This window comes from Paenibacillus sp. V4I5 (genome assembly GCF_030817255.1).
Lineage (GTDB): Bacteria > Bacillota > Bacilli > Paenibacillales > NBRC-103111 > Paenibacillus_E.
In genome coordinates this window covers 4270001-4283395 of the sequence record NZ_JAUSZB010000002.1, presented here as the reverse complement: position 1 = coordinate 4283395, position 13395 = coordinate 4270001, and the positions used below count along the sequence as shown (strand labels likewise).

The 13395-nt window shown below is 44.4% G+C and carries 13 protein-coding genes and 1 other RNA gene (1 of these 14 running past the window's edge); all 14 read left to right on the top strand.

The genetic code is table 11. The annotated features are described in order from the left end of the window. Positions 1-60: 60 nt before the first annotated feature. A complete protein-coding gene (locus tag QFZ78_RS21490) occupies positions 61-1662 on the top strand; it encodes a CTP synthase (RefSeq protein WP_307550538.1) in 1602 nt (533 codons plus the stop codon). A 157-nt stretch (positions 1663-1819) separates the two neighbouring features. Next, a complete protein-coding gene (locus tag QFZ78_RS21485; protein WP_029197213.1) occupies positions 1820-2212 on the top strand; it encodes a response regulator in 393 nt (130 codons plus the stop codon). A 132-nt stretch (positions 2213-2344) separates the two neighbouring features. Then, positions 2345-3199, top strand: a complete 855-nt coding sequence (gene fba, locus QFZ78_RS21480; RefSeq protein WP_307550535.1) for a class II fructose-1,6-bisphosphate aldolase — start codon at positions 2345-2347, stop codon at positions 3197-3199. A gap of 353 nt (positions 3200-3552) precedes the next feature. Next, the gene (locus tag QFZ78_RS21475; RefSeq protein ID WP_057304515.1) at positions 3553-4812 is read left to right on the top strand and encodes a UDP-N-acetylglucosamine 1-carboxyvinyltransferase; all 1260 of its coding nucleotides are present in this window, start codon (positions 3553-3555) and stop codon (positions 4810-4812) included. Positions 4813-4874: 62 nt separating this feature from the next. Continuing rightward, positions 4875-6170, top strand: coding sequence for a transcription termination factor Rho (gene rho / locus QFZ78_RS21470; RefSeq protein ID WP_307550533.1), 1296 nt, complete (start codon positions 4875-4877; stop codon positions 6168-6170). Positions 6171-6268: 98 nt separating this feature from the next. Further along, positions 6269-7543 (top strand): radical SAM family protein, encoded by a 1275-nt coding sequence (locus QFZ78_RS21465; protein WP_307550531.1) that lies wholly within the window; start codon positions 6269-6271, stop codon positions 7541-7543. Between the two features lie 120 nt (positions 7544-7663). Further along, the gene (gene rpmE / locus QFZ78_RS21460) at positions 7664-7861 is read left to right on the top strand and encodes a 50S ribosomal protein L31 (RefSeq protein WP_029197218.1); all 198 of its coding nucleotides are present in this window, start codon (positions 7664-7666) and stop codon (positions 7859-7861) included. Between the two features lie 91 nt (positions 7862-7952). Beyond that, complete coding sequence (locus QFZ78_RS21455; RefSeq protein ID WP_307550529.1) at positions 7953-8369, top strand: hypothetical protein; 417 nt, start codon at positions 7953-7955, stop codon at positions 8367-8369. A gap of 56 nt (positions 8370-8425) precedes the next feature. Further along, positions 8426-8689, top strand: an RNA gene (gene ffs / locus QFZ78_RS21450) — signal recognition particle sRNA large type. Positions 8690-8873: 184 nt separating this feature from the next. Further along, the gene (locus QFZ78_RS21445) at positions 8874-10307 is read left to right on the top strand and encodes an ATP-binding protein (protein WP_307550527.1); all 1434 of its coding nucleotides are present in this window, start codon (positions 8874-8876) and stop codon (positions 10305-10307) included. A 78-nt stretch (positions 10308-10385) separates the two neighbouring features. Continuing rightward, on the top strand, positions 10386-12137 hold the full coding sequence (gene dnaX / locus QFZ78_RS21440; protein ID WP_307550526.1) for a DNA polymerase III subunit gamma/tau: 1752 nt from the start codon (positions 10386-10388) through the stop codon (positions 12135-12137). Positions 12138-12157: 20 nt separating this feature from the next. After that, the gene (locus tag QFZ78_RS21435) at positions 12158-12469 is read left to right on the top strand and encodes a YbaB/EbfC family nucleoid-associated protein (protein ID WP_307437747.1); all 312 of its coding nucleotides are present in this window, start codon (positions 12158-12160) and stop codon (positions 12467-12469) included. A 43-nt stretch (positions 12470-12512) separates the two neighbouring features. Next, the gene (gene recR / locus QFZ78_RS21430; RefSeq protein WP_057304457.1) at positions 12513-13109 is read left to right on the top strand and encodes a recombination mediator RecR; all 597 of its coding nucleotides are present in this window, start codon (positions 12513-12515) and stop codon (positions 13107-13109) included. A 132-nt stretch (positions 13110-13241) separates the two neighbouring features. Further along, positions 13242-13395: the 5' portion of a DUF2508 family protein gene (locus tag QFZ78_RS21425; protein ID WP_307550525.1), read on the top strand. The gene runs 134 nt beyond the window's last position; the window shows 154 of its 288 coding nt (coding positions 1-154); its start codon is at positions 13242-13244; its stop codon lies beyond the right edge, outside the window.

Genomic DNA, 13395 nt, shown 5'->3' with positions numbered 1-13395 from the left:
GCCTTACGACGTAAGTTCTTATATTACAAAACCATACTAAAACTCTAGGAGGCGTACATAGTGACAAAATACATTTTCGTTACGGGAGGCGTAGTTTCATCCCTTGGCAAAGGAATTACAGCAGCGTCCTTAGGGAGATTGCTCAAAAACAGAGGTTTGAAAGTTACTATTCAAAAGTTTGACCCTTACATTAACGTGGATCCGGGAACTATGAGTCCTTATCAGCACGGAGAAGTGTTCGTAACCGACGATGGGGCAGAAACGGATTTGGACTTAGGTCATTATGAGCGTTTTATTGATATTAATCTTTCCAAAAGTTCTAACGTAACCTCAGGTAAAGTATACTCCTCCGTTATTACCAAAGAGCGCAGAGGCGAATATCTGGGTGGTACGGTACAAGTTATCCCGCACATTACGAATGAAATTAAAGATCGCGTCCTTCGTGCAGGCCGTGAAGCGCAATCTGACGTTGTTATTACAGAAATTGGCGGAACCGTGGGCGATATCGAGAGCTTGCCCTTCTTAGAAGCTATACGTCAAATGAAAAATGATATCGGCCGCGAGAATGTCATGTATATTCACGTTACGCTGATTCCTTATATTAAAGCAGCTGGTGAAGTGAAGACGAAACCTACACAACACAGTGTAAAAGAACTACGCGGGCTAGGGATTCAACCTCACGTTATCGTTTGCCGTACAGAACACTCCCTAACGGAAGATATGAAGCGTAAGTTAGCTTTATTCTGTGATATCGATCCTGCAGCTGTAATTGAGTGTAAGGATGCAGAAACTTTATACGAAGTTCCGATGATGCTTCGTGAGCAAGGGCTTGACGATTATGTCGTTAATCACCTGAAACTACGGACGAACGAGCCGGATATGAAGGAATGGGAAAGCCTTGTTCGTAAAGTTAAATCATTAACGAAGAAAACAGAAATTGCGATCGTGGGGAAATACGTTGCGCTGCATGACGCTTACCTAAGTATTGTTGAAGCACTAGGTCATGCCGGCATCGATAATGACTCCGAAATTAATATCCGTTGGGTGAATGCAGAAGATATTTTTGAACATAACGTCCATCAGCTTCTTTCAGGTGTCCAAGGTATTCTTGTACCTGGTGGATTCGGTGATCGCGGTATTGAAGGTAAAGTGGAAGCAATCCGTTATGCCCGTGAAAAGGAAATTCCATTCTTTGGGATTTGCTTGGGTATGCAGGTTGCTGTCATTGAATATGCGCGTTCCGTTACAGGCTTGGATGGCGCGAACAGCTCCGAGATTAATCCTACAACGGCTTATCCGGTTATCGATCTACTGCCAGAGCAGAAGGATATCGAGAATTTAGGCGGTACAATGCGTCTTGGTTTATATCCTTGCAAGGTTGTTCCGGGCTCTCTTGCAGAGCAATGTTACAATGATGAGCTTATCTATGAGAGACATCGTCACCGGTATGAATTTAACAATGAATACCGTGAATTGATTGAATCTGCTGGTTTGCGCATTTCCGGTACGTCACCGGACGGTCGATTGGTTGAGATGGTCGAGCTTCCAGGTCACCCTTGGTTCCTTGCTGTTCAATTCCATCCGGAATTTACATCGCGTCCGAATCGTCCGCAGCCGCTTTTCCGTGAGTTCGTGAAAGCCGCTCAGTTGATCGCTCGTTAATTCTTACTTTAACGGTTGTCCCTCCAGATAACCAACTTATTTGTAAAACTTTTCAATTAGTTTTGTCCCTCAGAAGGAAATCGAAAATGAATAGCGAATACCTTTAGAAACATAAACGTGGGAATTTGTTATTCGTTTTCGGGAGGGAATTAGGCTGATGAAGAAAAAGGTATTGATTGTCGACGATCAAAATGGAATTCGCGTACTACTCATGGAGGTATTCAGTAACGAAGGTTACGATACCTATCAGGCTTCCAATGGCAAGTTGGCCTTGGAAATCGTGAAAAATTCTTCACCTGATCTTATACTACTGGATATGAAAATTCCTGGTATGGACGGTCTGGATATTTTGAAACATGTTAAAGCCATTGATGCATCGATTAAAGTGATTATGATGACAGCTTATGGCGAACTCGATATGATTAAAGAAGCAACGGATTTGGGTGCGATTATGCACTTTACGAAGCCTTTTGATATTGATGAATTGCGTATGGCGGTTAATATGCAGCTTAATAATGAATCAAGCAGCGGTTTTGCAGTGGGATCCTAGTCATAGGGTCTTTTTTTTGTTGTCGAAAAAACGAGGGCTTGGTTATCATTTGAAAATTTATGTGCTATAATAACTCAGGTATGACAAAGAGCGGTATACGCATCTACTATAGGTTCTAGGAGGAAGAGAAACATGGCATTGGTTTCAATGAATGAATTTTTACCTAAAGCAAAAGCGAACAAATTCGCGGTGGGTCAATTTAATATGAACAACCTTGAATTCGCTCAAGCGATTGTGGAAGCTGCAATCGAATTAAAATCCCCGTTCATTTATGGTGTTAGCGAAGGCGCACTAAAATATATGGGTATCGAGTTTACAGTAGCAATTGCTGAAGCTGCAGCTAAAAAATCCGGTCTGCCGATCGCTTTGCACTTAGATCATGGCAGTTCCTTTGAAGTAGCAATGAAATGTATCCGTGCAGGATTCAGCTCCGTTATGTTCGATGGTTCCCACTATTCTTTCGAAGAAAACATTCGTTTGACGAAAGAAGTCGTAAAAGCAGCTCGTGCAATGGGCGTATCCGTTGAGGGTGAGCTTGGAACAATTGGCGGCGTTGAGGACGACATCTCTGTTGATGAAGAGCACGCTAACCTTGCAAAACCAGAAGAAGCTATCCGTTTCTACGAAGAAACAGGTGTTGACTGTCTGGCTATCGCTGTAGGTACTGCACATGGTATGTACGCAGGCGAGCCTAACATTCACTTTGATATTATCGAAGCGGTTTCCAAAGCGATTCCAGTTCCTGTTGTTCTACACGGTGGATCCGGCGTTCCTGACGAAATGATTCGTAGATCTATCGCAGCAGGCGTTGGTAAAATCAACGTGAACACAGAGAACCAAGTGGCTTGTACAGAGAATATCCGCGCAGCTCTGGCTAAAGATGCCAAAATTTATGATCCTCGTAAATATCTCACCCCAGCACGTAATGCTATGATCGAAGTAGTAAAATCCAAAATTCAATTGTTCGGAAGCAGCAACCAAGCTTAATTCCAATTGTATAGACAGGGTAGGAAATGTAGTAATGCACAGACGGAGGATAGACGAAAGAATGTCTTCCGTCTGTGTCATTACGAGCGTTTCCTTCTTCTATTTTTTTGCGCTTATGTTCTCAGAGAGAACGAAGTTGTTTTAGTTTGTGAAGGATCGCTTTTTTTGTATGGTGTTGTAAGAAATTATATTTTTCTAGTCTTACTTCGTGTGAACCTTGACTATCGCTAGTCTTAAAGACGGTGGAGTCAATTATTATTGGTAAAGTTTCTGTTGGGTTAGGTTGCATTGGTTGTTTTACTTGTTTGATTTACTACGTGTAAGTAGGCACCTGGTTTAGGGGGAGAATCATGTTGGAAAAATTAATGGTGGTCGGGGGACGTCCACTACGGGGAACAGTTCAAATTAGCGGGGCAAAGAATAGTGCAGTTGCACTCATTCCGGCCGCAGTACTTGCTGAAACATCGGTTACTTTGGATAATCTGCCTCATCTAAGTGATGTGGCTATATATACAGAAATTTTGACGGATTTAGGGGCTACCATAGACTGGAACGAAGATCGGATGACGATCGACCCAAGTCGGATGAAATCACTTCCTATGCCGAATGGCAAAGTAAAGAAGCTTAGAGCATCCTACTATTTAATGGGAGCGCTGCTCGGAAGATTTGGAGAGGCGACGATTGGTCTGCCAGGTGGTTGTAACTTCGAACCGCGTCCGATTGATTTGCACATAAAAGGTTTTGAAGCTTTAGGTGCCGAGGTTAGCAATGAGAATGGCGCCTTAAAGATACGCGCGAAAGAGCTGCGCGGTGCCAAAATATACTTGGATATGGCGAGTGTTGGAGCGACGATTAACATCATGCTGGCTGCCTCACGCGCTAAAGGCGTTACGATTATCGAAAATGCGGCCAAAGAGCCTGAAATCATAGATGTGGCAACACTTTTAAACTCGATGGGTGCCAAAATTAAGGGCGCTGGAACAGAGACCATTCGTATCGAAGGCGTAACTGAGATGCATGGTTGCCGCCATTCCATTATTCCTGACCGTATTCAAGCAGGTACGTACATGATTGCTGCAGCGGCTACACGCGGCGATGTGACGGTCGACAATGTCATTCCTAAACATATGGAGGCTCTGACGGCAAAGCTTCAGGAGATGGGCGTTCATATTTATGAAATGGATGAGTCGATTCGTGTTGTGGGACAGCCTGAATATGAAAGCGTCGATGTGAAAGCATTAATTTACCCGGGGTTTGCGACGGACCTACAGTCTCCGATGGCGAGCTTACTTTGCCAAGCTAAAGGAGTTAGCATATTAACGGACCACGTTTATAGTAATCGTTTCAAGCATATTCCTGAGCTTGTGCGTATGGGAGCAAAGATGAAAGTCGAAGGACGCTCAGCGATTATTGAGGGTTCACAGCTTAGTTCAGCTAAAGTGAGAGCAACAGATTTGAGAGCAGGAGCTTCTCTTGTACTCGCGGGACTTAGTGTAAGAACAGGTGGCATCACAGAAGTATCCGGGGTTGAGTTTATTGATCGTGGTTATGAGAACTTGGTATTCAACTTATCTTCACTAGGTGCCGAGGTTTGGCGCGAGAGCGAGGAATAAAGTACCAAGTAACAGGCAATGCTAGAATCCAATTGAAAATTTAATAGTTTGGTGGTTGAAACATGAGCATGCAGCTTGCTGAGCTTGAAGTACTCAAGCTTACTGAATTATATAAACTAGCTAAGAAACATCAGATCCAATACTACGGTACGCTGAAGAAAAAAGAACTCATCTTTGCAATTTTACGTGCACAAGCTGCTGAGAGCGGTCTAATGTTCATGCAAGGTGTTCTCGAGATCCTTCAGGAAGGCTTTGGATTCTTGCGTCCAATTAATTACCTTCCAAGCTCAGAGGACATTTATATCTCGGCTTCTCAGATTCGCAAATTTGATTTGCGGTCCGGGGACATTGTATCGGGCAAATGTCGTCCGCCCAAGGAGAATGAGCGCTATTTCGGGCTTCTTCAAGTTGAAGCGGTGAATGGAGAGAAGCCGGAAACGGCAGCGGAACGACTTCATTTCCCTGCGTTGACACCGCTTTATCCAGACACTCGGATTACGCTCGAAACGGAGCCAAATAAGATTTCCATGCGTATCATGGATTTGCTTGCTCCTGTAGGTCTAGGTCAACGTGGTTTGATCGTAGCACCTCCTAAAGCAGGGAAAACATTATTGCTTAAGGAAATTGCCAACAGTATTTCCACCAATTATCCTGAAATTGAACTCTTCGTTCTGCTCATTGATGAGCGGCCAGAGGAAGTTACGGATATGCAGCGTTCAGTTAAAGGGGAAGTTGTTGCATCTACCTTTGATGAACTTCCTGAGAATCATATCAAGGTCGCAGAGCTAGTTTTAGAACGCGCGATGCGTCTAGTTGAACATAAGAAAGATGTTGTCATTCTCATGGACAGTATTACCCGGTTGGCTAGGGCCTATAACCTTGTGGTTCCTGCTTCGGGCCGGACGCTAACGGGTGGTATAGACCCTGCTGCCTTTCATCGGCCTAAACGTTTCTTCGGGGCCGCTCGTAACATTGAAGAAGGCGGCAGTTTGACGATTCTTGCTACAGCTCTTGTAGAAACAGGATCACGTATGGATGATGTCATTTATGAAGAATTTAAAGGTACAGGTAATTTAGAGCTTCATCTTGACCGTAAAATGGCTGAACGCCGTATTTTCCCTGCAATTGATATTCGTAGATCCGGTACGCGCCGCGAGGAAGCACTCCTTGGCAAAGATGAGCTCGAGAAAGTATGGGCACTTCGCAAAGGGATGAACGATTCGCATGAATATACAGAATCCTTCATTAAGAAGCTTGCCGATACGAAGACCAATCAAGAGTTTTTGGACTCTTTGGCATCCCCTTCAGTAGGATCTACAGGGGTTAACAAAGGTAAGGTCAAGAATTCAGCTTCCTAAGCTTCAAATAATCTGCTTCGCATCAATCATGACAAACACAGTCGTCCTTAAGGACGACTTAAGTCGTTTATCCATGATGCACAAAGAGGAGTACCGTTATGAACTTGGTTTATTCAGACTTACAAGGAAACGTTTTTGACCATCCTGATTTCTTGGCACTTGGTCGAAACGCTGAAATGATAACAGAAATTTTAGAAGATGAGTTAATTCCTCTACCTGAGGGATCGACATTAGTCAGTCTTCCGTTTACACGTCCAGTAGGCATTGATGCCGCAACAGGCGATATGAAGCTGGTTGAGGGAGATTATCACGCCGTTGGGGCCTTGCTGCCGCAAGGCTTCACTAGGCTTCTGCTCCCTGGTTATGTGAAAACAGACAAGTCTAAGGCGCTGCCCCTGTTCGGATATACGGCTGTCGTGTGGAAAGATGACGGTTTCTATGTAGCCGCTCGATTGACGGATAATCCTTATTACTGGAATCCCGTTCATTGTGACCCGACTGAGCTTGAGGTAGAGGTCAAACGGCTGGTTGCTAAGTATCCTGATAATCGGTTATATGCGCATTTGTCCAACTGTGCACTGGGATATGAATGTCTGACAGCTTCGAATACGTTCCTTCAACGTTGGGAGGGTGCCGTTCCGGTCTCCTATTCCTGCAATGCAGGATGCTTCGGCTGTATTTCCGAACAACCGGATGAGAGTGGCTTCGTAGCGCCTCAGACTCGTATGAACTTCAAGCCTAAGGTCGAAGAGATCACTCAGATCATGCTCGAGCATCTGCGGACGCCTGAGAGTATTATCTCTTTTGGACAGGGCTGTGAAGGGGAACCTAGCACACAGGCTGTGATTATTATCGATGCCATCAAGCAAGTGCGTGAGCAAACGAAGATGGGCTATATTAACATCAACACCAATGCAGGTCTCACAGACCATATCCGCGGCATTGTTGATGCTGGGCTTGATCTCATGCGGGTTAGTACGATAAGCGCGTTGGATGATCACTATAACGCCTACTATAAGCCAAGAGCGTATACGCTCAAAAATGTTGAGAAGTCTCTTCGCTACGCCACAGACAAAGGAGTTATAACTTCGATCAACTATCTCGTATTCCCAGGTGTAACCGATCGAGAGGAAGAGATCGAAGCGATGATCGAATTCGTGCGAAGAACCGGATTGAAATTGATTCAATTGCGCAACCTGAATATTGATCCCGAGAGTTACCTTGGCATTATCCCCAAAGCACGAGGTGAATTGCTTGGGATGAAGCAAATGATTGAGATTTTCGAGCAAGAACTTCCTGATGTTGTATTGGGTTCCTACTCACATACACCGAAGTTCTATACGAGTGACCGAACGGTCACTACGGTGCTCTAAAAGAAGCCATCCGCGGTCTTTTTTCCATTGCATCAAGACTTCCGAATATGCTACAATGCATAAGTACGTCCATTAACTCTGTTTCAGCAAATGATTCAGGGCGGAAAGAGGTGAACCATCATGAAAGCAGGTATTCATCCTACTTATCATGCAACCACAGTGACTTGCGCTTGTGGTAACGTGTTCGAAACGGGTTCTATTAAGCAAAATCTTCGTGTTGAGATTTGCTCTAATTGCCATCCTTTCTACACAGGTAAACAAAAGTTTATCGATGTAGGCGGCCGTGTCGACAAGTTCAAAAAGAAATACGGAATCTAATTGGCATCAATTACTTTGCTGCCAATCAGCATAAGACAACCTCCCTTGGTCATCCTAAGCTTAGGCTTAGAGTCCAATGGGAGGTGTTTTTATGTTTAGGGGTCTGCTTAGGTTTTCGATTGCCATCCTGCTCATCATAAGCTTAGTTGGCTGTGGAGTTAATTCAGGTAACAAGAACCCACTGTCCGAGTCAGAGGATCCAAATTATAAAGCCCAGAATTATAAGCAAGATGGGTATTTGGGAACCACGAGTGCCAATCCGAACGACCCGCTCAACCCAACGTATCATCACTACGAGGATGATTCTAATTTAATGAAGGCCGTACTGGCACAGCTGCAAGGTATAGAGAAAAGTAATATATCCATTAATGGACCGACCGCTCGGGTGAAAATAAAACCAAGGCCATCATTAACTGCTTCACAAGTGGAGGAACTCCGCTCACAAGCTCAAATGGCACTGAACACAAATATGCCGCGCTACAAAGTGATCGTAAAAATGGTTCCCTAACAGGTAGATTTTCCCCTCGGTTGCTATTTGCAATTGAATCAGCTATACTATTTTTACCGTGCTAGATGGGGAGGTAGCGGTGCCCTGTAACTCGCAATCCGCTGTAGCGAGGTTGAATTCCTGTTAGCGGTACTGTGATGTGAGGTCTGGCTTTTACACGTGGTGTTGAGAGTCGGGTCCTTCGCAATGAATGCTCATGAACCCGGTCAGGTCTGGAAGGAAGCAGCCGTAAGTGAGATGTTTCATGTGCCGAGGGGTTGCCTGATTTGAGCCAACGGTAAGAGTTCGCTTGTATCACTTTATCAATAACAGGTGCACGGTTTTAATGATTATATGTGAACTTTCATAATGACACCTAACAAAACGCCAGTAATTATGGCGTTTTTTCTTTTTGTCAAGGGAAGGAAAATTCTTACTCTAGGGAGAATGGTTATAACATGTAGATTCATGTAAACGTTGGCACATTTTGCGATTCAATAGAGAGAAAGTGAAGGTGTTGCTGAAATGTCCATTCATGACCCTCAAGATTACATGGTATCCATCGATGAAATGCGGAAGCTATTCAACCATAGCATACAAACAGGTATGCTCGTTGTGGATGAGGATGGTAAGATCATTTTAGCAACAGATCAAGTTTTGAAATACTCGGGGTATTCAGCAGAGGAAATTACGCATATCTCATTCCCTCAACTTTTTAAAGTGAGGGCATCTTTGCGTGAGCTGTACGAATTTTACTTTAAGAACGATTCCAGTCCAGGGGAATGGCCCCATGGATTCCTCGTAGGCAAGAATGGTGAAACGATGTTTTATCAATTCTCGATGTTGAAGCTTATGCGCGGTGATAAGTTTATGTATCTCTTGACCATGAAGCATCAGGATAGCTCGCAGTTAAGCTTACTGCAGCGGTTTTCGGACGCTTTTTTGAAAGATATTAATTTAGGTGTTTTATTGATTAGTTTGAATTTTACGCTTGTTGACGTCAGTGATCGAGCTTGCCAGATTCTAGGGATGGATCGGGAGCATATCCTTAATAAGTCGTTAGATGAGATCTTTGCTACGATTCCGAGTCAGCATCAGCTTGTCCAACGAACGATTTTGAATGGTGCTGTAGTCCGCAATCATGCGGTTTCATGGACGAATAATCAAGAGCGGTATGAGCTGCTGCTGGATTCAAATGTGCTCAAAGATAATCAAGGTAACATTGTAGGGGCATATGTTATCTTCAAGGATGTCACCAATATGCGCTCGCTGGAAGAAATGGTTCAGAGAAGTGATAGGCTTGCCATGATTGGACAAATTGCAGCGGGCACAGCTCATGAAATTCGGAATCCGCTAACTTCAATTAAAGGATTTCTTCAGGTGCTTCGGCGCACTTTTGAAGTGAAAGGGATGGAGAGAGAGCAGAGTTTCACAGTAGTCATGCTGGAGGAAATCAATCGGATCAACGAGTTGGTAAATGAATTTCTGCTGCTGAGTAAGCCAAAGCATGTTTCTTATGAGAGGATTGATGTGACTGAAGTACTGCGAGGGATTTTGCCTATTATCAATAATGAAGCTATCTTGTATGATGTGAATCTTCAATATGAGGCCTCGTACCATTTGCCGGAAGTGATTGCTGATAAAGAGCTGCTCAAGCAGGTATTCCTAAATGTTTGTAAAAATGGCATCGAGGCTATGTCGGATGGAGGGGTTTTAACGATTTCAGAGAAAGTAGACACGGTGGAACGAAATGTCTGCATTGATATTCATGACACAGGCTCTGGCATACCGCTGTTCGTGATTGATAAAATTTTTGATCCATTCTTCACAACCAAGGATACAGGTACAGGATTAGGTCTATCAGTGTGCCAACGAATCATTCACGATATGGGGGGGACGATACGTGTATCTTCTAAGGGCTTTGGAACGACGTTTACGATATCGATTCCTTATACTTGATCAACTATTTCATCCCTAGGTGCGTTATAGTATAATGGATTCAGTCATTCCATGCAGGGATTATTGGAGAGGAACACTATGGCACATATTGCTCTGTACCGAACGTGGAGGTCTCAGACGTTTCGTGAAGTTGTCGGTCAGAAACATATCACGCAGACGCTGCAGAATTCTTTGCGAGAAAATCGCCTTACTCATGCTTATTTGTTCAACGGACCTCGAGGAACCGGTAAGACCAGTACGGCCAAAATATTAGCCAAGGCAATCAACTGCTTAAACGGTCCAACGGAAGAGCCGTGCAACGCTTGTTCAGCATGTGAACGAATCACCGAAGGTGCTGTCATGGACGTTGTCGAAATCGATGCTGCCTCCAATCGCGGTGTAGAAGAAATTCGGGATATTCGCGATAAAGTGAAGTATGCCCCTACGGAAGTAAGGCAGAAGGTGTACATCATTGATGAAGTACACATGCTCACGACCGAAGCTTTTAATGCCCTTTTGAAGACGCTTGAGGAGCCTCCGGCGCATGTCATGTTTATTTTGGCAACAACGGAACCGCATAAGATACCGGCAACGATTATTTCCCGCTGTCAACGCTTTGATTTTCGGAGAGTTTCGATGGAAGATCAGGTTCAGCGACTGCAGTATATTTGTGATCAGGAGCAGATCTCGGTTAGCGAGGACGCTCTCCATTATATAGCGAGACTATCGGATGGAGGGATGCGGGATGCGCTCAGTCTGCTGGATCAGGCCGCGTCCTTTGCGACAGGTGAAGTTCAGCTTTCAGACATTTTGTCCATCACCGGTGGTGTAGCTTCCGATCAATTCAAGAAGCTCGTTCTTTACATCAAAGAGAAGAATCTTGGAGCTGCGCTTGAACTCGTAGATACTTTCATGCAGGAAGGCAAGAGCGCTGACAAATGTATTGAAAATTTGATTAATTACTTCCGTGATTTACTCATGGTTCGCATGGTGCCGAATTCACCTGTGATTACAGAACGTGTTTTTGATATGGGTGACCTAAGGGAAGTAGCGAATCACTTCTCACCGAGTGAAATGATGGCTATGATTGAGACGTTGAATCATTACCAAAGCGAAATGAAATACTCTGTACAGCCTCAGACCCTGCTAGAAATATCGATTATGAAAATTAGCGGTGGTCACAGAGGAGCTGAGAGCAGTTCGACTGTCAGTATCGCGGCGGAAGCTGGAGGGCGTTTGCCTCAAGGTGATCTTTTTGCCCAAATGACCCAGAAACTTCAACAACTTGAAGAACAGATAGCTTCACTGGTAAAATCGGGAGTAACGGGTGCAGCGGCCGATTCTAATGCTAGGCAAGCAGCCTCCGCCAAAGTGCCAGTGGCCTCAGCCCCTTCGAAGAAATCTGGCATCAAGCTAGATGGATACTTGAAAGCCGCGGAGGGTCCAGAAACCAAAGCTGCTCTCATGAAGTGGAGCCAAGTGTTAGGCGATGTCAAAGAAAAGAAGATTACCGTACATGCTTGGTTCGTTAATGGTGATCTGGTATCTATGCTTGATGATGTCGTACTCGTTGCTTTCAAGAATGAGATGCATCGCAATACAACGGAAAAGCCAGAAAACAAAGTCATTATCGAGCAAGTACTTACTTCGGTGCTTGGCAAGCCTATGCGTTTACTTACGATTATGCGTAAAGAATGGGACGATGCTAAGAATGATGCGGCTAGCAGCGCTCCAGAAGTGATGGAGCTAGTCGCTGATGGCGAAGGTAACGGAACTGCTGTCAAAGAAGAATGGATTTCGGAAGCGATCCAATTATTTGGCGAAGAGCTAGTGACAATTAAAGAAGACTAAATATGAAGGAGCTACCTACCATGAATAACATGAACCAAATGATGAAACAAGTAAAGAAAATGCAAGAACAAATGATGAAAGCCCAAGAAGAACTAGGTACGAAAATGATCGAAGGTACTGCAGGCGGCGGTGTCGTTACTGTTATTATTAACGGACACAAAAAAGTGCAGAGCATTACAATTAAGCCTGAAGCTGTTGATCCGGATGATGTCGAAATGCTGCAAGATCTCGTGCTTACGGCAGTAAATGATGCAATGTCCAAAGCAGAAGAAATTGCTAACAAAGATATGGGCAAATTCACAGGCGGTATGAATATCCCTGGATTGTTCTAAGACAACCGAGTGTAACGATTCTGAATGATGAAGGAGTCTTCCTTTGTATTACCCCGAACCGATAGCCAAGTTAATCGATGCTTTCTCACGTCTGCCTGGGGTAGGTCCCAAAACGGCAGGCCGCCTGGCTTTTCACGTCCTACGCATGAAAGAAGAAGAAGTGATTGACTTCGCGAAGGCGCTCGTCAATGTGAAACGGAACCTTCACTACTGTTCCGTCTGTTGTAACATTACAGACGTTGATCCCTGCCGGATCTGTCAAGATAAGAGCAGGGACAGTTCCATCATTTGTGTCGTACAAGAGCCTAAGGATTTGGTCGCTTTGGAACGCACCAAAGAATTCGAAGGGTATTATCACGTGCTGCATGGTGCGATTTCCCCGATGGAGGGAATTGGACCGGATCAAATTCATATCGCTGAATTACTCAAACGTTTGGGTGATGAGACGGTGCAGGAATTGATTCTGGCCACCAATCCCAATATCGAGGGAGAAGCTACTGCCATGTACTTGTCCAGGTTAATTAAACCTTTCGGTCTACGGGTTACGCGTATCGCGCATGGTCTGCCAGTAGGCGGAGATTTGGAATATGCGGACGAAGTGACTTTGACCAAAGCCATGGAAGGGCGCAGGGAATTATAAATAGCTGCATCATAATCAGAGAGCTGCAAAGCTCTTTTTTTTGCTGCCCAAAAAAGTTCTTGAAGTTCTAAAATCTCCTTTTCTCCCATATGGATAAATCAATCCGGTTATATGAGGAATGGAGGTTTGCTTGTGCGACCAGCTTTATTAGGAAAGTACGGGATGAAGAACCCAAAGACGAAAAGCGTTCAAGAAGAACTGAAAAAGGACAAGCAGATGCTGATCCAAGAGATCCGTACAGCTCATGAAACTTGGGTGGCGGCTCAAGCGCACTTTGAGTTTGCTT

What these genes read in the sequence shown, in the direction of transcription:
- QFZ78_RS21485 (WP_029197213.1), top strand. Translation starts at nt 1,820, where the DNA reads ATGAAGAAAAAGGTATTGATTGTCGACGATCAAAATGGAATTCGCGTA.
- fba (WP_307550535.1), top strand. Translation starts at nt 2,345, where the DNA reads ATGGCATTGGTTTCAATGAATGAATTTTTACCTAAAGCAAAAGCGAAC.
- rho (WP_307550533.1), top strand. Translation starts at nt 4,875, where the DNA reads ATGAGCATGCAGCTTGCTGAGCTTGAAGTACTCAAGCTTACTGAATTA.
- QFZ78_RS21465 (WP_307550531.1), top strand. Translation starts at nt 6,269, where the DNA reads ATGAACTTGGTTTATTCAGACTTACAAGGAAACGTTTTTGACCATCCT.
- rpmE (WP_029197218.1), top strand. Translation starts at nt 7,664, where the DNA reads ATGAAAGCAGGTATTCATCCTACTTATCATGCAACCACAGTGACTTGC.
- QFZ78_RS21455 (WP_307550529.1), top strand. Translation starts at nt 7,953, where the DNA reads ATGTTTAGGGGTCTGCTTAGGTTTTCGATTGCCATCCTGCTCATCATA.
- QFZ78_RS21445 (WP_307550527.1), top strand. Translation starts at nt 8,874, where the DNA reads ATGTCCATTCATGACCCTCAAGATTACATGGTATCCATCGATGAAATG.
- dnaX (WP_307550526.1), top strand. Translation starts at nt 10,386, where the DNA reads ATGGCACATATTGCTCTGTACCGAACGTGGAGGTCTCAGACGTTTCGT.
- QFZ78_RS21435 (WP_307437747.1), top strand. Translation starts at nt 12,158, where the DNA reads ATGAATAACATGAACCAAATGATGAAACAAGTAAAGAAAATGCAAGAA.